Source organism: Chitinophaga sp. Hz27 (genome assembly GCF_042263525.1).
Lineage (GTDB): Bacteria > Bacteroidota > Bacteroidia > Chitinophagales > Chitinophagaceae > Chitinophaga.
Genome location: NZ_JBHKFJ010000003.1, coordinates 258,310 through 281,597 on the forward strand (window position 1 = coordinate 258,310; position 23,288 = coordinate 281,597).

At 42.4% G+C, this 23,288-nt stretch carries 18 protein-coding genes; 13 read left to right on the forward strand and 5 right to left on the reverse strand.

The genetic code is table 11. The annotated features are described in order from the left end of the window. Nucleotides 1-7: 7 nt before the first annotated feature. The 3 genes from ACE38W_RS07895 to ftsZ all read left to right on the forward strand — a co-directional run bounded on the left by ACE38W_RS07895 (nt 8) and on the right by ftsZ (nt 4,523). Nucleotides 8-1,120 carry a cell division protein FtsQ/DivIB gene (locus ACE38W_RS07895; RefSeq protein ID WP_375829894.1) on the forward strand — a complete coding sequence of 371 codons (1,113 nt, stop codon included), beginning with the start codon at nt 8-10 and terminating at the stop codon, nt 1,118-1,120. Further along, nucleotides 1,117-2,523, forward strand: a complete 1,407-nt coding sequence (ftsA, locus tag ACE38W_RS07900; RefSeq protein ID WP_375829895.1) for a cell division protein FtsA — start codon at nt 1,117-1,119, stop codon at nt 2,521-2,523. The genes ACE38W_RS07895 and ftsA overlap by 4 nt, the downstream gene beginning before the upstream one ends. A 200-nt stretch (nt 2,524-2,723) precedes the next feature. After that, nucleotides 2,724-4,523, forward strand: a complete 1,800-nt coding sequence (gene ftsZ, locus ACE38W_RS07905) for a cell division protein FtsZ (protein WP_375829896.1) — start codon at nt 2,724-2,726, stop codon at nt 4,521-4,523. Between the two features lie 172 nt (nt 4,524-4,695). Here ftsZ and ACE38W_RS07910 read toward each other — a convergent pair whose 3' ends face one another. From ACE38W_RS07910 to ACE38W_RS07920, 3 genes are all read right to left on the reverse strand, one after another. Next, entirely contained in the window at nt 4,696-6,447 is a 1,752-nt protein-coding gene (locus tag ACE38W_RS07910) for a glycoside hydrolase domain-containing protein (RefSeq protein ID WP_375829898.1), read from the reverse strand. 146 nt (nt 6,448-6,593) lie between these two features. Continuing rightward, complete coding sequence (locus tag ACE38W_RS07915; RefSeq protein ID WP_375829899.1) at nt 6,594-8,552, reverse strand: KUP/HAK/KT family potassium transporter; 1,959 nt, start codon at nt 8,550-8,552, stop codon at nt 6,594-6,596. Nucleotides 8,553-8,740: 188 nt separating this feature from the next. Continuing rightward, nucleotides 8,741-10,294 carry an OmpA family protein gene (locus ACE38W_RS07920; RefSeq protein WP_375829900.1) on the reverse strand — a complete coding sequence of 518 codons (1,554 nt, stop codon included), beginning with the start codon at nt 10,292-10,294 and terminating at the stop codon, nt 8,741-8,743. Nucleotides 10,295-10,607: 313 nt separating this feature from the next. On the opposite strand from ACE38W_RS07920, the gene ACE38W_RS07925 reads away from it, so the two are divergent. Beyond that, nucleotides 10,608-11,573, forward strand: coding sequence for a polyprenyl synthetase family protein (locus ACE38W_RS07925; RefSeq protein ID WP_375829901.1), 966 nt, complete (start codon nt 10,608-10,610; stop codon nt 11,571-11,573). A 144-nt stretch (nt 11,574-11,717) separates the two neighbouring features. Beyond that, nucleotides 11,718-13,415 carry a single-stranded-DNA-specific exonuclease RecJ gene (recJ, locus tag ACE38W_RS07930; RefSeq protein ID WP_375829902.1) on the forward strand — a complete coding sequence of 566 codons (1,698 nt, stop codon included), beginning with the start codon at nt 11,718-11,720 and terminating at the stop codon, nt 13,413-13,415. 120 nt (nt 13,416-13,535) lie between these two features. Here the strand turns inward: recJ and ACE38W_RS07935 are convergent, their stop codons facing one another. Both ACE38W_RS07935 and htpG read right to left on the reverse strand, forming a co-directional pair. Further along, nucleotides 13,536-14,288 carry a hypothetical protein gene (locus ACE38W_RS07935; protein ID WP_375829903.1) on the reverse strand — a complete coding sequence of 251 codons (753 nt, stop codon included), beginning with the start codon at nt 14,286-14,288 and terminating at the stop codon, nt 13,536-13,538. A 326-nt stretch (nt 14,289-14,614) separates the two neighbouring features. After that, nucleotides 14,615-16,450, reverse strand: a complete 1,836-nt coding sequence (gene htpG / locus ACE38W_RS07940; protein WP_375829905.1) for a molecular chaperone HtpG — start codon at nt 16,448-16,450, stop codon at nt 14,615-14,617. A gap of 393 nt (nt 16,451-16,843) precedes the next feature. Between htpG and rpsF the strand changes: the two genes are divergently transcribed. From rpsF to ACE38W_RS07980, 8 genes are all read left to right on the forward strand, one after another. Beyond that, nucleotides 16,844-17,194 carry a 30S ribosomal protein S6 gene (gene rpsF / locus ACE38W_RS07945; protein WP_205195154.1) on the forward strand — a complete coding sequence of 117 codons (351 nt, stop codon included), beginning with the start codon at nt 16,844-16,846 and terminating at the stop codon, nt 17,192-17,194. 4 nt (nt 17,195-17,198) lie between these two features. Beyond that, on the forward strand, nt 17,199-17,471 hold the full coding sequence (gene rpsR, locus ACE38W_RS07950) for a 30S ribosomal protein S18 (RefSeq protein ID WP_073077706.1): 273 nt from the start codon (nt 17,199-17,201) through the stop codon (nt 17,469-17,471). Between the two features lie 6 nt (nt 17,472-17,477). Next, the gene (gene rplI / locus ACE38W_RS07955) at nt 17,478-17,924 is read left to right on the forward strand and encodes a 50S ribosomal protein L9 (protein ID WP_375829907.1); all 447 of its coding nucleotides are present in this window, start codon (nt 17,478-17,480) and stop codon (nt 17,922-17,924) included. A gap of 107 nt (nt 17,925-18,031) precedes the next feature. Continuing rightward, nucleotides 18,032-18,901, forward strand: a complete 870-nt coding sequence (locus tag ACE38W_RS07960; RefSeq protein ID WP_375829908.1) for a hypothetical protein — start codon at nt 18,032-18,034, stop codon at nt 18,899-18,901. A 70-nt stretch (nt 18,902-18,971) separates the two neighbouring features. Continuing rightward, complete coding sequence (locus ACE38W_RS07965; protein WP_375829909.1) at nt 18,972-19,595, forward strand: rhomboid family intramembrane serine protease; 624 nt, start codon at nt 18,972-18,974, stop codon at nt 19,593-19,595. A gap of 62 nt (nt 19,596-19,657) precedes the next feature. Continuing rightward, nucleotides 19,658-20,398: a hypothetical protein gene (locus ACE38W_RS07970; RefSeq protein WP_375829911.1), complete on the forward strand. Its 741-nt coding sequence runs from the start codon at nt 19,658-19,660 to the stop codon at nt 20,396-20,398. 62 nt (nt 20,399-20,460) lie between these two features. Then, nucleotides 20,461-20,832, forward strand: coding sequence for a hypothetical protein (locus ACE38W_RS07975; protein WP_375829912.1), 372 nt, complete (start codon nt 20,461-20,463; stop codon nt 20,830-20,832). Between the two features lie 87 nt (nt 20,833-20,919). Continuing rightward, nucleotides 20,920-23,280, forward strand: a complete 2,361-nt coding sequence (locus tag ACE38W_RS07980) for a family 20 glycosylhydrolase (RefSeq protein ID WP_375829914.1) — start codon at nt 20,920-20,922, stop codon at nt 23,278-23,280. The last annotated feature ends 8 nt before the right edge of the window (nt 23,281-23,288 follow it).

Here is a 23,288-nt window from a genome sequence, read left to right on the forward strand (position 1 = left end):
AAACTGAATGTCTAAAACTACTGTCATACTAAAAAAACTCCTTACCATTTCCCTGTGGGTAGTGGCACTGGGAGGCTTTATAGTACTGATGGTAGCCGCTAACAACATAAAAGACGAAAGCAGGTGTAAGAAGATAATAGTGAAGTTTCAGGGAGAAGATGATAAGTTTTTTATTGAAGCGAAAGATATCAAATCACTGATCACGAAAGATAAATCTATCAATCCAGTTGGTAAAGCGATTGGAGAAATAGACATCAGGCAGTTGGAAAAGCTGATAGATACTGATCCTTGGGTTAAAAACTCAGAACTGTATTTTGATAACCAACATAACCTGAATATCAAAATCACCCAACGTGATCCTGTTGCCAGAGTATTTACATTTTCAGGCAATAGCTTCTACCTGGATGGTTCCGGTGAAAAGATTCCGGTATCTACCAGATATGCCGCCAAAGTGCCAGTATTCACAGGCTTCCCTACGGATGCAGAGAAGGTGCAGAAGACTGATAGTCTGCTCACCGCTCAGATCGTAGCCATGGGTACTTACATTGTCAATGATCCATTTTGGATGGCACAGGTAGAGCAGCTATTAATTACACCAGATCGAAAATTTGAGTTCATCCCTCAGCTGGGCGATCAGGTAATAGCTTTCGGTGAAGGAACAGACATTGAGAAAAAATTTACCAAGCTCCTGGCTTTTTATAAAGAAGGGTTGAATAAAGTTGGCTGGGATAAATATTCCCGCATCAACATTGCCTTTGAAGACCAGGTAGTATGCACCCGGAAGAATGGCGTACCGCCATTACAACCAGTGATTGCTACTGATAGTGTGAAGGTAGAAAGTGCGGATGAAGTACCAGCATATGAAGAGGACGACTCCTCAACACATGCTGCAAGCAAGCCTGCAGAAACTGTAGCGATAGCAAAACCCGCTTCAAAGCCTGCAACAAAAACAAATGCTAAAGCAGAAAACCACAAGGAAGCAGCGAAGAAGAAAGATCCCGTGAAAACGAAAGAGAAAGAGAAACCTCGTGCATCTCAGCCTAAGCAACAACAACCTAAAGCAGTGTATAAACCAGGGAATAAATCTGTTAACACATCAAAAAAACAAAACACGCCATGAATCAGGAAGCTCCTATCATTGTAGGTCTCGACATAGGCACTACGAAGATTGCTGCCATAGCAGGACGGAAGAATGAATTCGGGAAACTGGAAATCCTGGGATTCGGTAAAGCCACATCGTTTGGTGTGCAGCACGGTATGGTGCTGAACATCGACCAAACGATAAAAGCAATCAGGCAAGCCCTGGAAAATTGTTATGCATCCAACCCCAACCTGGAGATTAACGAAGTATATGTAGGCATTGCCGGACATCATATTAAAAGTTTGCAAACCCGCGGCGATATCGTTCGTAATGATACCGATGCGGAAATATCCCAAAAAGATATTGATCAACTAATAAATGATCAGTATAAAACAGTTATCCCTGCTAGTGATCAGATCATCGATGTGATCCCTCAGCAATACATTGTGGACAGTCTGCAGAATATCACCTACCCCATTGGTATGTCGGGGGTGAAGGTGGGTGCAAATTTCCACATTATCACCGGCGACAAAAACGCCATTCGTAATATTAACCGTAGTGTGGAAAAGTCTGGCCTGAAAATACGCGACCTCGTATTACAGCCACTCGCTTCTGCCGCCGCCGTTATGTGCGATATGGATTTTGAAGCTGGAGTTGCCATCGTAGATATTGGTGGTGGTACCACCGACCTGGCTGTGTTCTACGAAGGTATACTCAAACACACTGCAGTTATTCCTTACGGTGGTGAAAACATCACCAACGATATTAAAAATGGTCTGGGTGTTCTTAAAACCCAGGCTGAACAGATGAAAGTACAGTTTGGCTACGCACTCGCTGACGAAGCCAAATCAAATGCTTATATCACGATCCCTGGGTTACGTGGACAGAGCCCCAAAGAAATCTCCGTTAAAAACCTGGCACATATCATCCAGGCACGTATGAGTGAAATACTCGACTTCGTAGTATATCACCTGAAACAGATCGGAATGGATAACAAAATGTTGAATGGCGGCATTATCCTTACTGGTGGAGGTTCTCAGCTGAAACATCTGATACAGCTGACAGAATACACTACCGGTGTAAGCGCCCGCATTGGTTTCCCTAACGAACATCTGGCCAGCGGACATATCGATGAGTTGACAAAACCAATGTATGCTACTTGCGTTGGTCTTATCCTCAAAGGCTACAACGATTATGAAAATGATCGTAAAGCATTGGAAGAAAACTATGTGAAAATTAATACGAGCTATCTCGCTAAAGAACAGGCAGCTCAAACAATGGCCGCGCAGGAAGAAACCTGGACAGAAGAACAACAACCGTCTTCTCAGGAAATCCAGGATAGAAAGGCTAAAGAAAGAAATGCATCTTTGAAAAATTTCCTCGATAAGATGAAAACAAAGATCATAGATATGTTCACGGAAGAAGAAGACGCTAAACTATAAACGTAGCTGGCGTAATTGTTGATATAATAAGAACCTTTAACAAAAACGCCAGGTAAATACGAATTAATAAGAATTAAGAACGATTAATTATAATGAAGAACAAATGAACCATAGTAACAACATAGTAAAAATAAAAACAGGCTTAATTCTTAGCAATTCATTCTTAATTAATCGTACTAACCCATAAATGAGACAGAGTCATGATACATTTTGATCTTCCTAAGGAAAAATCTTCTATCATCAAGGTCATCGGTATTGGTGGTGGCGGAAGCAATGCGGTGAATCATATGTACAGCCAGCGCATTGATGGCGTAAATTTTATCATTTGCAATACCGATGCACAGTCGATTGCAAACAGTCCTGTCCCCAACAAAATCCAGCTGGGCCCCCATCTCACGCAAGGATTAGGTGCCGGCGCTAACCCCGAAATCGGCAAACAGGCAACAGAAGAATCCTTTGAAGAAATCAAAAAAATACTGGAGGTGAATACCAAAATGGCTTTCATTACTGCAGGTATGGGCGGTGGCACCGGAACTGGTGGCGCTCCTATCATCGCGCGGATATGTAAAGAACTTGGTATCCTCACCGTTGGTATTGTTACCACCCCATTTTCTTACGAAGGAAAAAAACGTATGGGTCAGGCAGATGAAGGTATCGCACGTTTGAAAGAATATGTAGATACACTGCTGATCATTTCCAATGATAAGCTTCGCCAAAAATTTGGTGACCTGAAATTCAAGGCCGCCTTTGAAAAAGCAGATAACGTTCTCGCTACCGCTGCTAAATGTATCACCGACGTTATCAACTCTACGGGTCAGATCAACGTGGATTTTGCCGACGTTTGTACCGTTATGCGTAACGGTGGCGTAGCTATCCTCGGTTCTGCCCTCGCAGAAGGCGAAAACCGTGCACAAAGAGCAATCGAAGATGCACTCACTTCCCCACTGCTGAATGATAACGATATCCGTGGTGCTAAATGGATCCTTATCAATATCTCCTCTTCTGAAGGTGAATTCGAACACACCCTCGATGAAATGGATATCATCCAGGCTTATGTTCAAAGCCAGGCAGGTGAGGATTGCGACGTTATCCTCGGTGTAGGCTACGATCAGGCGCTCGACAGAAATCTTGGTGTTACCATCATCGCTACGGGGTTCGAACAAAAACCCATTCAGCAGGTGAAAATGACGCCTAGCAACCCTGAAAGAGTAGAACCTAAAATCGTAATGCAATTGGGAAAAGATGGTGATGAGAAAAAAATGAATATGGCACAAAGCCAGGGCACACTGTTCCAGGAACCACAAGACCTCATGGCGCCACGCCTGATGGACCCTAATGGTAACATGAACGAACCTATCATGCCTTATGGTCAGCCTTCAGCACAACCTGCCGGTCAACAAGCGCCCATCGCGCCTTCCCGTCAGAACTATGTACTGAATATTCAGCAAACACCTATTAACCCTGTTCAGGAACCAATTCAACAACCAGTTCAAACGGCTCAACCAATTCAAACGGTGCAGCCAATGCAACAGGTACAGCAGTTCCCTGGTACTCAGCAGAATAATGTCAACATTATTCAGCCCACTGGAAATATCGCTAACAGTTACCTGAACAGACCAGCACATATATACGTAGAACCAGGAACCACTCCTTCACAGGAAATGAAAATGGTCTACAAAGAAGAAGATAACCACCATACGCCAATGCCTCCAGAAGTTCCTATGCATAACACATACGAAGATCTGGAAGAACAAAAACGCAAACAGGCAGAACGTGTGGCCAAACTTCGCAGCATCAGCTTCAACGTAAAAAACATGGACAATAACGCGGAAATTGAAAACGTTCCTGCTTATATGCGCCGTAATGTTTCCCTGGATAATGGTGCTGGTTCTGCTGAACAGTTCTACTCTAACTACACCGTTGGTGGAGAACCAGGTCAGAACAATCCAACTGAAATAAATACTATAAATACTTTTTTAGATGGGAAAAAACCCGATTGACGAAATAAAAACGTCTTTTTCGGAAATATTTGATTGTTTTTTAGTTGTGTTAAGAAAATCCTCCGGTTCCCCGGAGGATTTTTTTATTTCGTATGCCCTTCCACGTTATAAATAAAACAAAAAAGGCTGCCCCTATCACGTAGAGACAGCCCTTTCATTATCTAATTTCTTATTATAAAGCGTTCAACTTCGTTTTTGCTGCGTTCACAATGTCAGCAGCAGGCGTCGTTTTCAGCGCACTGATTTCGAAAGATTTCAGTATATCTTCCAGCTGGTTCAGCTTAGCAGTATCATGATTTTTTTCAAATTCTGCTCTTAAAGTCCTGATTTTCTCAAAATCCTGCACACCTTCTACCAATTTTTCAAATCGTATGGATGTCCTTGGACCAGGATAAATGAAATATGTATCACCGGCAGCCCAACTACGGAAACGGCTATCCGTTAATGGGTTTTTCACCCAGCTATTGAAAGCCCAGCGCAAATACCCCGTATATCCTTTAGCAGCTGCATACCAACCCATAAAGGTAGCTTCTGCCGGAGGAGAGAAAGTAAATGTATTAGGGAATCCTTCTGTACAACAAGTATAGAAAGTAGTAGGCCACCCTTTTTTGAGGCGCTCTTTCATAACGTCAGCAGGGAATTGCTCTCCGGAAGCAATACAGTAATCCCAGATTTCATAAGCCAACGGTGCATGATAGCTACCTGCCAACGACAATTTAAAATCTTTGTCGGCAGCACGAATTACCTTCAGCGCTTCCTGCATATCCTTACTAGGACGCTCGTCCATTGCAATTGTTGTAATGTTGTACCAGCCTTTTGCTTTGAGATGTTTTACGAAGTCTTTCAGCATTGGCAGCCAATGTGCAGTATATTCAGGCGTGCCTGGTTTCGCAACAATAAAAGTATCTTTCGCTGCTGCCTCATCATAATAATGGAATTTCAGGTTCCATGGAATCATGCTATAGCAGTTGATTTCATCCTTGATACCCAATCCCATCATATAGGAAACCCACTGATCAAAAACACTGTAGTCATAGGTCCAGCTACCATTCTTCTTCTTGGTCCATTTGATCATGGTGCTGTAAATATCTTCTGTTTGTGCATTCCATGGATCATAGATCAGCGTAGCTGTAATAACTTTCTGTCCCGCATCTGCCAACATTTTCATATATGGGCGCATAGCTTCAAAATGCGCTTTGCTCCAAGGTTTCACCTGGTATATACGTGCTATCGCATCCGGACTTTGCCAGAGATCCAGGTGGAACTTCCATTTATCTGGTGTGGATAAAGTACGGTTGTTTACTTTCAGCTGAAAGGTATGTTTAGTGCTGGTTTTATTAGCTGTTACTTCTACTACACCGGTATAATTGCCCGCTGGCGTGTTTTCCGGTACCTGAACAGTTATCCACACTGGCTGCGTTGTCTTAGCTGTCAGCGCACCCGCTGCAATAACATCGATACCATCTGCAACGAGGGAAGAATCGAAGTTTTCTGGCTTTCTATAGCCGCAACCACTACCATCTTTATTCAGTTCGTCTGTAATTACATAACGAACAAAGCCCGCTTTTGTAGCGTTGGCAGGAAAACTATACGTTTGATTTTTTAAACTAAGGATCTTAACAGAGAGATCTTTTACTGGTTCATTGGACCAGATCAGCAGTTGGGTCTGAACCCTTTCTCCTTTCCATGCGGTACCTGTCCAAGTGGGAGTTACTTCAGCTGCAGCAGGGGCATTTCTCTTTTCATAACGCGTATCGGTATTACCAAAGCCTATATGTAGGGAGTTGCCATATGGTTGCCAGGACCCTTCATTTACTGGACGGGGATCCGGTAATTCCTTGTAATTAGGAGCAAAGCGGTTTTGCGCCCATGCGTTTTGTTGCAGTGCCAGCAAGAGCAGCACGCCAAAAAATTTGTTCACCATTACTAATAATTAGAGATTTCCATTGTCACGTTATGGTATAATTCAATCGGAAATGACCATAAACAGTTTGCCCAATATCTTAAAAAAACTGCTGTTTTTCCAGGATATTGGGCAAAATATAGAAAAAAATATGACAGGCGGAAATGCTAGATCTTAGGCACTATACGCTTTAATTGCAGATTAGTAACCGGAGCTACTACCAGTGGGTATTTCTCAATGGTAACATAGCTAGAGTCCAGACCGAAGCCTCTTTCTTCCGAAAGGCTGATTTTCTTCAGGAAGAAATACATTTTCATGATCATGCGCTCATATAATGGCAGGTCATTGTCATGAGAGAGGAATTTCTCCATTACAATAAACTGGAAGTCACCTACCACGTTGTTTTTGCTCAATGATTCATAGCGACTGGTGATATTCACCTCTTTGTTACGAACCATATCCTCTACTACCATTCTGAACATCAGGTTGATACGTTGTTCCACTTTAAAACCAAGGCGGAATTCAACGCGTATCACCTCATTCGGGATAATAGTCTGTACGCTGTATTCACTCATATAAGGCTCATCAACCACATCTACGTGCACAAACCAGTAGATATCGGCTCTTTTCGGCTTTTTATTGAGTATGGAATAGATGATTTTATGCTCGATTTCTTTTGGATTATCGGCACTACTCATATAAACCAGGTGGGTAGCGTATTTTGGAATGGTGGAATCATTGCTGAGCTCCTGAATAATAGGCAGATAGTCTTCCAGTCGTACAAATTCCACGTATCTGTTTTTGATTTTGCGGGATTTGAACCATACCATCATTACTATAAAGAGTGCTCCAGCTACAATAACGGTTACATAACCGCCATGCGCGAATTTCACGAGGTTGGCGAATAGGAAGGAGAACTCTATGGTAAAGTAGACGACCAGGTAAAGCAGTATCCACCCGACCCATACCCTTCGGGTATATAGGTAGAAGGCGAACAGACAGGAGGTCATTAACATACATATGGTAATAGAAAGCCCGTAGGCAGCCTCCATATGAGATGATTCCTGGAATATCAATACGATGGCTGTACAGCCCAGGAACAGCATTACGTTGATGCCTGGAATGTATAGCTGGCCTCTCATTTCGGTAGGATAATTCACGCGCATTTTAGGCCACAAATTGAGGCGCATGGCCTCGGCGATAAGGGTGAATGAACCGGAAATAAGTGCCTGGCTCGCGATGATAGATGCCATGGTGGCTATTATAACCCCAAAGATAATGAACCATTCAGGCATGATGGTAAAGAATGGGTTCTGATCTTTAGGGATGATCTGGCCTTTTTGTGTGAGCAACCATGCACCTTGTCCCAGGTAGTTGAGGATAAGGCAGGTTTTCACGAAGATCCATGATACACGGATGTTACCACGGCCACAGTGACCGAGGTCGGAATAGAGTGCTTCTGCCCCGGTAGTACAAAGAAATACTGCACCCAGGATAAGGAATCCTTTAGGGTAGGTGGTCAGTAATTCGATGGCATAGTGAGGACTGAAAGCCTTGAAGATACTCAGGTCATCAGCAATATGCGATATCCCAAGGATACCCAGCATAGAGAACCATAAAACCATGATAGGACCGAACATACGGCCAATGGATACAGTTCCGAACTGTTGCATGACGAATAGTCCGGTAATGATGGTGAGTACGATTTTTACGATTGTAAGTTGGCTAAGGTCTTTGAACAGTTCTAATGTTCGGAGACCTTCGATCGCGGAGGTAACGGTAATCGGTGGAGTGATGATACCATCTGCGAGGAGGGCAGCACCGCCAATCATGCCAAAGATCACGGTCCATTTGGCATGCCGTCTGACGAGGGCATATAAAGAGAAGATACCACCTTCACCTTTATTATCTGCCCTGAGGGTCAGGATTACGTACTTGATCGTTGTTTGCAGTGTAAGTGTCCAGATGATACAGGAGATACCACCTATGACAAGTAGGTCGCTGATGGGATTACCGCCGACTATGGCCTTGAATACATAGAGCGGTGAGGTTCCGATATCGCCGTAAATAATACCGAGCGCTACTACTAAACCAGCCAGGGAAACCCTGTTAATGTTTATTCCCACTTGGAAAGAAATTTGTTAAAAAAGCCCCCAAAATTATGTGATTTTGGAATACGGAGCAAGGAAAGGAAAAATATGGACTTAATGTGTAAGAAGTGCGTGTGGAGTTATACAGCGGAGTTAAAGCTAAAAAGTCCTCCGCTTTCGGCAGGAGGACTTTTCAGTATTATCTTCTCAAGGGAAGGCACATATTAGTTAGCTGGAGCTAAATCAACAGTGCTAGATTCGCCTGGAGTGTTTTGTTTGATGAAGCGGCCGCGATCGATACCTTGTTTATCAGCCAGGTAGTCGATAACTGCGTCAACGCGACGGCTGCTCAGATCAACACCACCTTTTTTACCTTTAGCACCAGCGTGGCCAGTAACCAGGATGTTGCAAGATGGGTTAGATTTCAGAGTAGCAGCTACTGAAGACAGGATAGCTTCTTGATCATTACCAACTTTGGTAGCGTTACCTTTGAAGGATACAGAAGGCAGAACGATGCTAGAGCAATCTGTGTTTTTCACATTTTTGCAGCATTCTGGATCTGGGCATTTACCAACACCGTCAGCGTCAACTGGCTGGCAGTAAGTAGGAGTGATCAGCTGTTTGTCTTTGTAGTCAGGAACACCATCACCATCGGTATCTTTTGCAACACCGTGAGAATCAACTGGTGCACCAGCAGGAGTGTTAGGCTCGCGATCGAACTGATCGGTTACACCATCACCATCAGCATCAGGTAATACTGGTACTGGCAGTTTCATGTGACGTGGGTTAGACAGCTCGCTGTAAGCATATTCCAGTGGGTTGATCCACCATAATGGCTGTACGCGTTTGCTAGAGTTACCCAGGTTGAAGTTGAAACGTACGTTAGTGTAAGAATAGAAATCTTTAGAAGAACCACCAGGGCCAGCATAACCATCGAGGTATGCATCAAATGGCATGGTAACTTTCTCTTCAATACCGATGTTGAAACGTTTAGAAACTTTGAACGCTACACCAGTACCGAGGTCCAGAGCGTGACGCAGCAGTTGGTTGTCATCATGACGACCGATTGCGATACGGTTACCCTGAGCAGGAGCATTAGATTCGTACTTTTTATCCTGGATGCTCTTAACTTGATCTCTGATATCTTTACGTTTTGCACCGAAGTTAACACCAGAGTAGTTGTAACCATTACCATTACCATCTACTGCATCAACGTCAACGTCAGCCATTACGATAGAGTAACCAGCCAATACATACCAGTTAGCTTTAGGCTCTGCTTTGTAGAACATGATGTTGCTCAGAGAAGCGATCACGTCTAAAGACAGCTGATGGTTAGCTGATTTGTAGTTAGGAACAATCTGTCCGCCGTTCAGAGCAGCAGTTTTAGCCCATGGATTTACCGCATCTGCAGTGTAAGGCACTGGACGCAGTTTGTAATCCTGACCGTAGTCGAAAGAACCAGTATACTCAGCTCTCAGGGAGAAAACGTGACCCAGAGATTTTCTCAGGGAGATACCACCACCGAAACCTGGTCTTGCAGGTACAGTACCATCAATCAGGTGAAGACCACCGTGTAAACCCAGTTCCCACATATCCCTTGGTTTAGCCGGGAAGTTGGAAGTGTGGTTCATGAAGTTATTTTGCTGTACCAATCTCTTGCTAGGAACTTTGGAAGAATCCAGAGCATCATAGCCAGTTGGTTGAGTCTGTGCAAAACCAGAAGACGCGGCTAATAAACTCACAGCGCCTGCCAGTAATAAGTACTTTTTGCTTGCCATAATTGTTTTTTATTTAAAAACTGTTAAAAATTTACTAATAACCCGTTTTTTACCAAGCAAAGGTAAAAATCATAAATGAATATACAAATTTTTCTTGCAATATTATTTTCATTGATAACTACTTATAAAGCAGTGCATAAACGAAAGTATTTATATACCTTAAACTTGTACTCATTCTCTCCCCGTCATTCTCGCGTTAACAAAACATTTAACTGCTGTTAAAGGAATGTTATACTTCTTATACAAATTAGAGGCCAAAATGTTAAAGTTTCACATTTTAAACCTAGCTTAGCAATCCTTTTGATTTTAGGCCATGGATGATATTAAGCACCTGATAAGTAAGGAATTACAGGATTTTGAAAGCAAATTCGCTGATTCGGTAAAAAGTAATATTCCGTTACTGGACCGCGTCATGCATTATATTGTTAAGCGTAAAGGGAAGCAAATGCGTCCCATGTTTGTGTTATTGTCCGCCAGGCTTTTTTGTGAAAATCTGCCGGAAAGTACCTACAGCGCCGCTTCATTCGTTGAACTGCTTCATACAGCCACACTGGTGCATGATGATGTTGTTGATGATGCAAATGAACGCCGGGGATTCTTCTCTATAAATGCATTGTGGAAAAACAAAATAGCCGTTCTCGTAGGTGATTATCTCCTGTCTAAAGGCCTATCCCTTTGTCTTGACAATAACGAATTCAGAACTTTGAAACTCATCTCCGATGCAGTTCAGGCAATGAGTGAGGGAGAACTCCTTCAAATAGAAAAAACCAGGAAACTCAATATCAAAGAAGATATCTATTTCGAAATCATTCGACGCAAAACCGCTTCTCTTCTGGCTTCTGCCTGCGCAGCAGGTGCATGGAGCACAACTAACGATGAAACAACAACCGAACAAATGAGGTTGTTCGGTGAAAAAGTAGGAATTGCATTTCAAATTAAAGATGATCTCTTTGATTATGGCTCCGCAAAAATCGGAAAACCAACAGGGATAGACATTCGGGAGAAAAAAATGACCCTCCCACTTATTTATACTTTAGAACACGCAACTCCGGAAATTCGTAGAAGAATTATCAATATTGTAAAAAATTATAATACCGATAAAGAAAAGGTAAACGAAGTAATCGACCTCGTAAAAGCCTCTGGTGGTATTGAATATACACAACAGAAAATGTTCCAGTACAGGGACGAAGCTATCGCCATACTCCATAGCCTCCCTGAAACCAATATCCGGAACGGCCTTGAGTCAATGGTGAGATACACCACTGACAGGACATTCTAACAAAGAATTTTCTAAAAATGTAAAATATTAAATGTAAAATGCAGAAAGCGTTCCCATAGAACGCTAATGGCTATATTATGCTCACACTTGTGACTTGCTTTCATTATCTTAGAAAATAGCTCACAGAATCCTGAAAATATTATAATGCAGAAACGCTGGACAGTAAAAGCTTATCAACCAAATCAGGAACATCTGCTGCAATCCTCACTCCGCATACACCCGCTGCTATGCCGGCTGTTAGTGCAGCGAAATGTTCATACCTACGAGGCTGCCCGGCAGTTTTTCAGACCTACACTGGCAGATTTACACGACCCCTGGCTCATGAAAGATATGGATAAAGCCATCGCAAGAATCGAACTGGCTTTCTTCCGTCATGAAAAAATACTTGTTTACGGCGACTATGACGTAGATGGCACCACCGCCGTAGCTACCGTTTTCGACTTCCTCCGACAACTTTATAATGATATAGAATACTACATACCTCACCGTTACCGCGAAGGATATGGCGTATCTCCCCAAGGCATCAGCTACGCTAAAGAAAATGATTTTAGTCTGGTTATCGCCCTCGATTGTGGCATTAAATCAATAGACCTCATCAGCGATGCCAAAGCAGCTGGCATAGATTTCATCATCTGCGACCATCACCTGCCAGATGCAATTCTACCTCCTGCAGTAGCTATTCTTAATCCTAAACAATACGACTGCCCTTATCCATATAAAGAACTCAGTGGCTGTGGCATCGGTTATAAACTGATCAGTGCCATCGCTTTGAAACGTGGCCTCCCGGAAAGTGCTCCGAATAAATACCTCGACCTCGTTGCAACGAGTATCGCCGCCGATATTGTGCCCATGACCGGTGAAAACCGCGTACTCGCTTTTCATGGTCTTAAAAAAGTGAATGAAGATCCGTTACCGGGCATTAAAGCCCTCATGCAACTCAATCAACAAAAGGAACCCCTCACCATCTCCAACCTGGTATTTGTTATTGCGCCTCGTGTAAACGCCGCCGGCAGAATGGACGACGCCAGGAAAGCAGTGAACCTCTTCATTGAAAATGATCCTGAAAAAGCCAATGCCATCGCAGCTATACTGCATGCCGACAATTTCGACAGAAAAGAAATTGACAGCACCATCACCCAGGAAGCTGTGGCACTGATCCAAAATGATTTGTCGCTGGCTAATAAAAAATCTACCGTATTGTATCAATCCCACTGGCACAAAGGAGTAGTAGGTATTGTAGCATCACGGCTGATCGATAAATTCTATTACAGACCTACTGTTATTCTTACGCAGTCTAATGATATGGTGGCCGGTTCCGCAAGGTCTGTTTCCGGCTTTAATGTGTATGAGGCTATACATCAATGTAAAGATCTGCTCGAAAACTATGGCGGACACTTCTATGCTGCTGGCATGACGCTTCGCCCTGAGAACGTAAAGGCTTTCCAGGAGAAGTTTGAAGAAGTAGTTGCACGCACCATTACCGCAGATATGCTGGTACCAGAGATCGTAATCGATACCGAATTAATGTTCAGTGATATTACACCGGCTTTTTATAACATTCTCAAGCAATTTGAACCCCTGGGCCCGGAAAACCTCCGTCCTGTATTTCTGGCCAGACACCTGCGTGATACTGGTTTTTCCAAGCTGGTAAAAGATGAGCATATTAAATTTTCTGTCAGACAAGGAAATACTGGTCCAACCTTCAATGGCATTGGGTTTTACATGGCGGAAAAATTCCATTTAGTCAATAGTAAAAAGCCTTTTGATATGGCTTTTACACTGGATGAAAATGAATGGAACGGACAAACGAGTCTACAATTAAAAGTGATAGACATCCGGTAAATCATCTCCTGAAAAATAAAAAAAATGGGGCTGATCAATTCTCTTCTCCAAAAAATGAGCAGAGAGTAGATCGGCCCCAAAGGTATAATAACAAAGCACTTCCGCTTACAATAACTTTAGTTAGCGATGTTGCTCCAGCATCCAGGTGTATAAATCAGCAGTAGCATAGGCACGGGTCCAGGAATCATGTCCTCCTGTTGGATATTCTGTGTAACGAATATTACCACCAATTGCCTGCAAAGCCTTTACTGGTCCTCTGGAACCTTCTACGTTTACCGTTGGATCATCAGCAGCATGGAATGCCCATATAGGCAGGTTTTTCACACTTTTTACCAGGTTAGGATCTCCTGAACCAGCAATAGGAATTGCCGCTGCAAAATTTTGAGGATATGCGCAAATCCAATCCCAGGTGGCGATTCCGCCCATACTTAAACCGGTAAGGTATACCCTGTTAGTATCTACATGATACTTATTCAGTACTTCCCGGTAAAATTGCTGAAGTACATCTCTGCTCCACCAGCTAGCATTGCATTGCGGCGCCACCATCACAAAAGGTTTACCGCTTATCACCCTTGGCAGTGCTACATTTCGGAGAATCTCCACATTAGTACCTATCTCCCCTACTCCATGTAAAAAAATTACAATGGGCCATTTGTAATCCTTTCTATCATTATATCCATCAGGAATATATAACAGATAATCGGAGATGTTGCCATTTACCGCAGTAACCTTTTTACTAGTGATACCAATGGTTTGCGGCTCAAATACATCTGGCTTAACCGGATGAGAGGTTTCTTTTTTTGAGCAGGAAAAAAGTGCGAGCATGCTCAGCAAGATGACATGGTTAAAATTCGTAATTGTTCTTTTTTTCATATAAGTCCTATAAACTAAAAAGGCCCCGACATTACGCCGAGACCAGGTTTCACAATAATATGCTGCATGATATTTTTCGCAGTGGGGTGCACAAATTAAAGGCTATAACGGGAGTAACATGAAATTATTTTGTGGGAGAAGCGGCATCATATAATGTTTATTTATAACTGATGCAGAACTAAAATATTTTCTCAACTGGTGGGCAATATATAAGCAGCTAAATCAATACTGGCAAGCATTTAAAAAAAATATAAAAAAAAGAAAGCCTGAAAGTATTGGCACTTTCAGGCTTTCTTTTTATGTAGATGATTATGTTTTATTAGTTGCTATGCTTCTTCTTCCTGGCTCATCAGCTCTACGCTTCTGTTTACGAAAGCGGTAAGATCAGCGCCGGTGAGCAGATTCTGAGAAAGCAGCGCCAGGTCAGCCAGATTTTTGATTTGCTTGTGTTGCAGATCAGCGTTTTTCTCTTTCAGGATCTGGAGATAAACCGGGTGATTAGCATTGATGGTCATGTTGATTTCATCAGGCATGGCAGCATACCAGTTCATTCCGCCGCCGCCCATGCTGGCCATATCTTTCATGCGACGCATGAATTCAGGGCGAGTCACGATTACTGGCTGGAGATCAGCGGTAAGACCTTTCATATCCACTTTTATATTAGGCTGTGTCACCTCAGTGGTGAAGAGGTTTTTCAGAGTATCTTCCTGTTCTTGGGAGAGTAGTGTTTCTACTGTTTCGTCTTTATCGATCAGGTTATTGGCGATATCAGCATCTACGCGGGTGAACTGTACGTTATCCCATTTCATCTCGATATTGTTGATGAATGCGGAATCTACGAGTGTTTCCATTTTCACCACGATAAAGCCTTTTTTACGCGCAGCTTGAACGTAGCTGTCTTGCTGTACAGGGTTGGTAGAATAGAGAATTACTAATTTACCTTCCTTGTTGGTTTGCAGCGCAGCAGCGGCGGTGCGATATTCTTCCTGTGTGTAGCATTTACCATCGGCAACATCTTCGAGAAGCAGGAATTTATTTGCTTTTTCCAGGAATTTATCGTCGGTCATCATGCCGTATTTCACGAAGAGGCCAACAGACTCCCATTTTTCTTCAAAGCCTTTGCGGTCGTTACGGAACATTTCGTCCAGTTTATCGGCCACTTTTTTGGTGATATAACCGTTGATTTTTTTCACGTTAGGATCACCTTGGAGGTAGCTACGGCTAACGTTCAGCGGGATATCCGGGCTATCGATCACACCATGCAGCAGCATGAGGAATTCAGGAACGATATCTTTCACCTCGTCGGTAACATATACCTGGTTGGAATAGAGGTTAATTTTATCTTTCTGTATTTCGTAGCTCTTGCTGATTTTAGGGAAGTAGAGGATACCAGTCAGATTGAATGGATAGTCTACGTTCAGGTGAATCCAGAACAGTGGCGCTTCTGCGAACGGATATAGTTCTTTGTAGAAGTTCTGATAATCTTCAGCCGTTAAATCACTAGGTTTTTTAGTCCATGCTGGGCTGGTATTATTTATTTGTTCGCCTTCAAATTTTACAGGTATTGGCAGGAACTTACAGAATTTTGTCAGGATGGACCTGATGCGGCCTTCGTCGAGGAATTCTTCACTTTCAGCATTTACATGCATGACAATTTCTGTTCCGCGTTCTGTTTTGGCAGTTTCTTCGAGGGTGTATTCAGGGCTGCCGTCGCATTCCCAGCGTACAGCAGGTGCATCATCTTTCCATGATTTGGTGAAGATTTCTACCTGATTACTGATCATAAAGGAAGAGTAGAAACCAAGGCCGAAGTGACCGATGATATTGGTTCCGTTTTCTTGTCCTTTATATTTTTTCAAGAATTCTTCCGCACCGGAAAAGGCTACCTGGTTAATATATTTATCAACTTCTTCAGCGGTCATGCCCACGCCATGGTCCGCGATGGTGATTGTTTTTTTCTCTTTGTCAAGTCTTACTTCGATATCGATATTTCCCAGTTCACCTTTGAATTCGCCAACACTGGCGAGGGTTTTAAGTTTTTGGGTAGCGTCAACGGCATTACTTACCAGTTCGCGAATAAAGATTTCGTGGTCTGAATAGAGGAATTTCTTAATGATCGGAAAGATATTTTCCGTTTGTACACGTATAGCACCTTTTTGCATGGGTAAACTAGTTTTTAAATCCGTGGCGTGGGGTTCAAAGGTTGTGCCATTGGTGGGTCGGCTGACAAGTTGACGCTATTTTTCCAATAGACATGGTTAATAATATAAATGGATTAGGAGATATTAGGATCTTTTGCTTTGCTGGACTCTTTTTTCTTTCGTTCGGTGCGGGAAAAAGGTCCAGCTATACGGATGGCCTGTGGCTGTCTATAAAGCTGGACAGCCACAGGCAGGGAAAATAAGCATCAATATATAATCAATTGATTATTAATAAAATACAGGAAACAGAAAGAATATTATGGAATAAAGCGTCTTATTAACTGGAAATTGGGAATACTTCTGTATCTTTGCGATCCAAATTTTTTTATTAAACCTATCAAAAAACAGGGAATTATGAACTACGAATTGATGGTGATCTTTACCCCTGTGCTTTCAGAAGACGATTACAAAGCGGCTTCTAAAAAATTCGCTGATATCATTAAAGATAACGGCGGAAATGTAACGCACGAAAATCCCTGGGGATTAAGATCACTGGCGTATCCTATCCGGAAAAAGACTACAGGAATGTACCTGGTTCTGGAATATACTGCGCCAACCGACCTCAATGAGAAGCTGAAAGTTCAGCTGAACCGCGATGAAAATGTATTGCGCCACATGACTACTGCGCTTGATAAATACGCTGTTGCGTATAACAATCGCAAGAACTACGGTGTAAATGCTGAATCTAAAACCACTGAAGCTTAAAATTATGGCAGTTAAACCGAAACAAGAGATCAAATACTTAACAGCCGTAAAAACTGAAAAACGTCAGAAGAAATACTGCCGTTTTAAGAAAATGGGCATCAAGTATGTAGATTACAAAGACGCGGAGTTTTTGAAGAAATTTCTGAACGATCAGGGCAAAATGTTGCCACGTCGTATTACAGGTAACTCCCTGAAATTTCAGCGTAAAGTAGCCCAGGCTATTAAAAAAGCTCGTCAAATGGCTTTATTGCCTTATGTTACTGACCTTTTAAAGTAAGAAGTTATGCAAATTATTTTAATACAAGACGTTGACAACCTGGGTCAGAAGAATGAACTGGTTTCCGTAAAGAATGGTTACGCCAGGAATTTCCTGATCCCTCAGAAGTTTGCGGTAGAAGCTAGTCCTTCTAACCTGAAACAACTGCAGGAGCGCCTGAAAGTACAGAAAGTGAAAGAAGAGAAACTGCTGGCAGAAATCGCTAAAGTGGTGGAAGTTCTGAAAGCTTCTCCTGTTAAGATCGGCGCTAAAACCGGTACTTCCGGTAAAATCTTCGGTAGCGTTACTGGTGTTCAGATTGCTCGCGCAATTAAAGAACAGAAAGGTTACGAAATTGACCGTCGCCGTATCCACATCATCGATGATGTGAAAGAATTAGGTACTTACAAAGCTCGTCTGGATTTCGGTAAAGGCAACGAAACTGAAATGGAATTTGAAGTTGTAGCTGAGTAATATTCGGTTTCACCGAAAAGAGATTTCCTCTCCTGGTAACGGGAGAGGATTTTTTTTTGCCCCTACCTAACTATTTTATTATTTTCAGGGCATATATCCGCCCATTCATGAAATACTTTATCGCCCTCCTCCTGCCTGTATTCATCACCGCATGTAACTCGCAGCGAGGCAAATTCACCACTCAACGCTTGCAGGCCATTACCATCCGCGGCGAAGAAATGCCGGCACTGGCTTTTAAATACAATGAAAAAGGCCTACTCACCACCATCACACGTTATGTGAATGCCTCCGATACCAATACTGTAAAATTTGATTATGATAAGTTTAGTCGCATTACGGGAATGGTATACCAACAGCAGATCGGCAAACAAAGCATCACTACACAAACAGCTACCGTTACAGACTGGGACCTCAACGGTAATATCCGTCAGGTCGACTTCTTCAATAAAGACCACCAGAAAGTACAGACAGCACAAGTACGATGGCTCAATAACCAGCCTTTATCGCTCAAATGCTCTCAGTCCCAGCAAGCCACTACCTGGAATTATATAGAAGGCAATGCCGAGTGGAAAAATATAAAAGAAGATAAAACAGCTGATGGCAACGACACTACCATCTATTTTACCAGCTCTCATTATGAATGGGACTTTTCCCGTAACCCGATGAGAGATCTCGCTAACCAGTTATTACTGACGGATTCCTTGCCACAATGCCACCCAGAGGCGCCGCTGCCTGATTTATGCAATCTCATGCTTCATATCAGCCAAAATAACCCGTCACTAGTGCGATTAAAGGAAAATCAACAAACAGTAGCAGGTAACAGCGTATCCCATTTCAGCAGAACGACCACCGTCCAATATATCTATGCATATAACAGCAATGGCTATCCGAAAAGCGCAAAGGTATTTGTAAACACAGAGGGCTACACACGACTGAAATCTCAACTGCAAACAACAGTAGATTATCAGTACGAATAAACCAGCATTTACTATATCGCTTACTGATAGCAGCATAATAATTACCTGATTTTTTCGTAACTTATCGTGAATGCAAACCAGTAAGCACCTTAAAAACATGCCTGTAACACTGGCGTTGATAACCATTAATACCATCGTATTTGTGGTTATCGCTGTCAGAGGACATGATTTTCTGTGGGGCAACCCGGATGACTTATTGCATGCCGGCGCTAATTACTGGCCGTTTACCGTACAACAGCAGGAATATTGGCGCTTATTCACCAGTATGTTTTTGCACGCAGGGATATGGCATCTGATCACCAATATGCTAGGCCTCCTCATCGCAGGGCTGTTTCTGGAGCCGGTAGTCAGAGGGCCTAAATTATGCATCATCTATTTTAGCACTGGCCTGATCGCAGACTATGCCAGCATCTGGTTTCATCGGGATGTAGTGGCAGTAGGAGCCTCAGGAGCTATTTTTGGAGTGTATGGCGCTTTCCTGGCGCTGTTAACCACACCGCTGTTCAAAACAACAACGCGTATTCCTTTCCTGGTATTTATCGCATTGTTTGTAGGACTCAATATCATTGCTGCTTTTTTTGTTGGAGAAATAGATAATGTGGCGCATATTTCAGGATTTATCAGCGGGATTATTTGCGGATTCCTGTTATACCCAACATTATCCGATACCGACGGAAGCAGATTACCCGGATAATCATCTAACCATATCATAATTTCTATTACTTACTTTTGCAGATCAGAAATTTTAAAAAGTATATGTACAAAAACCTGATTTATCTGATTGCTGTTGCCTGTATACTCACCAGCTGCGGTCAGCGTAAAACGAAAGAACCTGTTGCCGATTCTACGGGTATTGTATTTGCAGATGTACCCGCCACTTCTGAAGAACCAATAGACACACTTGAACTGGCCAACAAAAAATTTTTAGTTTACACCATCGACTCTGCTGTATTCGAAAAATTCAAAGCGCAACCTATCGATACCAGTGAAGCACTGGCGCTAAGTCGCGATACCAGCGTGAAACGCAATGGCCCAAGCCTACAGTTCAGACTCGAAAACGGTAAAACATTAACGCTCACAGACAACGACAGTGAAAGTGATACCACAGATACCTTCGCACATTATCTGTATGTAAGTAACTACCCTGAAATTCATAGGAAAGGCGTAATCGTTTACTACTACGAATCACAGGATTATCTGCTGGTAGATACCCGTAATGGCGATACACTGCATATCTGGGCCGAACCCATCTTCTCACCAGATAAAAAACATTTACTCTGCGCTTCCATGGACCTGGTGGCGGCCTTTATGCCTAACGGTTTTCAATGGTATGATATCAACAAAGACAGCATCGTTTATAAAGGAGAAGCCAACCTCGAAAAGTGGGGGCCAACAGAAACCAAATGGGTAGATCCTAAAACAATCCTCTGTCAATATATCACCATCGACGAAGAAGGAAATACACAATCTTCCTACGTGAAATTAGTGATGCAGTAACCATTTGGCGACATGACTTTTTTTTGTAACTTAATAAAGCATTTCATCTTTAATCCCATCACATGAAAAAGTTATTCACCTTATTGCTTATCCTCATCACAGCTGGACAATTTGCACTGGCTCAGAACCCGACCATGAACATTGAAGGGACTGCGTCATCGATTATCAGCAAACTTGATAAATCACTGCAACTGAGCGAAACACAAAAGCCGAAGTTGCTCACAATTGTGACTAATTATCTGCAGCAAAAAAGTAATATACAATCGCTGAAAGTCACTAATGAAAAGGCATACAAGTCGAAAATCAACAGTATGCAAAATGGTTTAAATAACCGGCTAAAACCATTGCTGTCGGATATACAGTATACTGCGTTTCAAGATCTGAAGCCAACAGCGCCCGACGCGACGAATGTACTTACGCAACTTTACTATTAGAATTGGGCATAATTGCCTAATTTGTATGATAATCAAACCTTCACCTTTAGTGTGAAGGTTTTTTTTATCAGTGAACAATCCGCAAATATGAAATCGCTTAAAGAAAACCTCCGCCTGTTATTGCCGGCAATGTTGCTGCCTGCTATTTCCAGCGCACAGCAAATACCAGATTCTGCTGTGTTTGCACAAGCAGTGAAATCCATTGCGCCTATTACGATACCACAAAGTGGACAAGGAAAAATTATTATACCTGCTGCTCCCGCAGGATATCAGCTGCTGCTCAAAGGCAGTGATAGGAATCCGGTGATTGATAGTCTGGGACAGATTACTACACCGCTGAATGATGCCACGGTAAATTTATATTTCGTACTACGCCGTACACAAGACGGCGCGGAAATGGATGCGCCACAGCAACTCACTGTTCCGGGCAAGTTTGGTAAACAGGAGGCAGATCAACCTACTGTTATTCCTGCATTGCGCGAATGGCATAGCCAGTCAGGCATTTACACTTTAAACGCAACTACCAATATCGTCCTTGATCCGGCTTATGCGAAAGTGTTAAGTCCAGGAGCGAACGTCTTCCTGCAAGATTTGCAAACCTTTACTCACAGCCGCTTACATAAAATTATTGTTGGAAAACCGGCTAAGGGTGATATCTACCTAACATTAAATACTGCCGATAAGAGTTTGGGTAAAGAAGGATATCTAATGCAGATAGATGATCAGATCAATATCCAGGCCACGCACCAACAAGGTGCATTCTGGGCTACCCGTACTATCTTGCAACTATTAGAGCAAGATATAACGCATAAGAATATACGAAAAGGAATTACCCGTGACTACCCTAAATATGCGATCAGAAGTTTTGTATTGGATGATGGCAGAAAATTATTCACGTTGGAGTTTGTAAGGAACTATGTAAAGTTCATGGCTTACTACAAAATGAATGATTTCCACATTCACCTGAACGATAATGGCTTTGTGAAATTCTTTGGGAATAACTGGGATAGTACTTATTCCGCATTTCGCCTAGAAAACACGACCTATCCAGGACTTACCGCCAAAGACGGATTCTACACCAAAAAACAGTTTATCGATTTACAATCGCTTGCCGATAGCATGGCGGTAACTATCATTCCTGAAATAGATGTTCCTGCACATTCGCTGGCATTCAGCAAGGCTAAGCCTGAAGTGGGCAGTAATAAATATGGTCGTGATCATCTCAACCTGGAACCTGTTTCCTGGGAGATGATAGATAATGTGTTTAAAGAATATCTGGAAGGCCCGAATCCTGTCTTTAAAGGCGCTGAAGTACACATTGGCACTGATGAGTATTCAAAAGATGAATCAGAGAAATTCAGGGCATTTACAGACCATTTAATAAAATTCGTAGAAGCCTATGGTAAAAAAGTAAGGATGTGGGGATCACTGACACATGCAAAAGGTAATACGCCTGTGAAATCAACTGGTGTTACGATGAATGCCTGGTACAATGGTTACGCAGAACCAAAAGACATGGTCCGCCAGGGATATGACTTGATCAGCACTCCAGATGATTGGTTATACATCGTGCCAGCAGCAGGCTATTACCACGACTACCTCGATATCAAAGGCATCTATGAGAAATGGGAGCCTAACATGATCGGCAATGTAACTTTTCCTTATGGCCATCCAAAAATCAAAGGAGGTGCATTTGCTGAATGGAATGACCATTGCGGCAATGGCATTACCCAGGAAGATGTTCATGATCGCGTATTTCCAGCCATGCAGGTACTCGCCGAAAAAATGTGGGCAGGTCATACTGCTAACAGCAATTACGAAAACTATATACGCTACAGCCACCAGATTAGTGAAGGACCTGGACTTAACCTAAGAGGAAAATATACTAGTAAGGATTCCTTAATACTTTCATATTCCTTCGAAAATGGCAAAGCGAATGACATTAGTGGAAACAACAGAAATGCTGTAAAAATCAACAACGCAAAAGTATCAAAAACACTGAAACTCAACGGCGGCAATAGTTATATCACCACGCCAATAAACGAGGTTGGATACGACTACACCATAAGTTTTGATATCAAGCCATCAGAGAATAATGCTGCGAATGCAGTGATATTCTCCGGCCCGCATAGCGTATTTACATTAAAACAAGGCTCTTCTGGAAAACTAGGTTTCTCAAGAGAAGGTTATCACTATTTCTTTGATTATGTTGTACCAACCAATACCTGGACACATATAGAAATTGCAGGAAATAATAAAGGCACCTCTCTTTTTGTAAATGGTAAACTGGTACAACGTTTACAGGATGAGAAAATTAGTTTCTCCAATACAAAAGATAAAATCGCAAAAATGCAGACACTCATTTTCCCTTTACAAATGATAGGCGCTACAGCAAACGCATTTAATGGTGAGATTGATAATCTGAAAGTATATAATTACGCGAAATAACTTAAAAC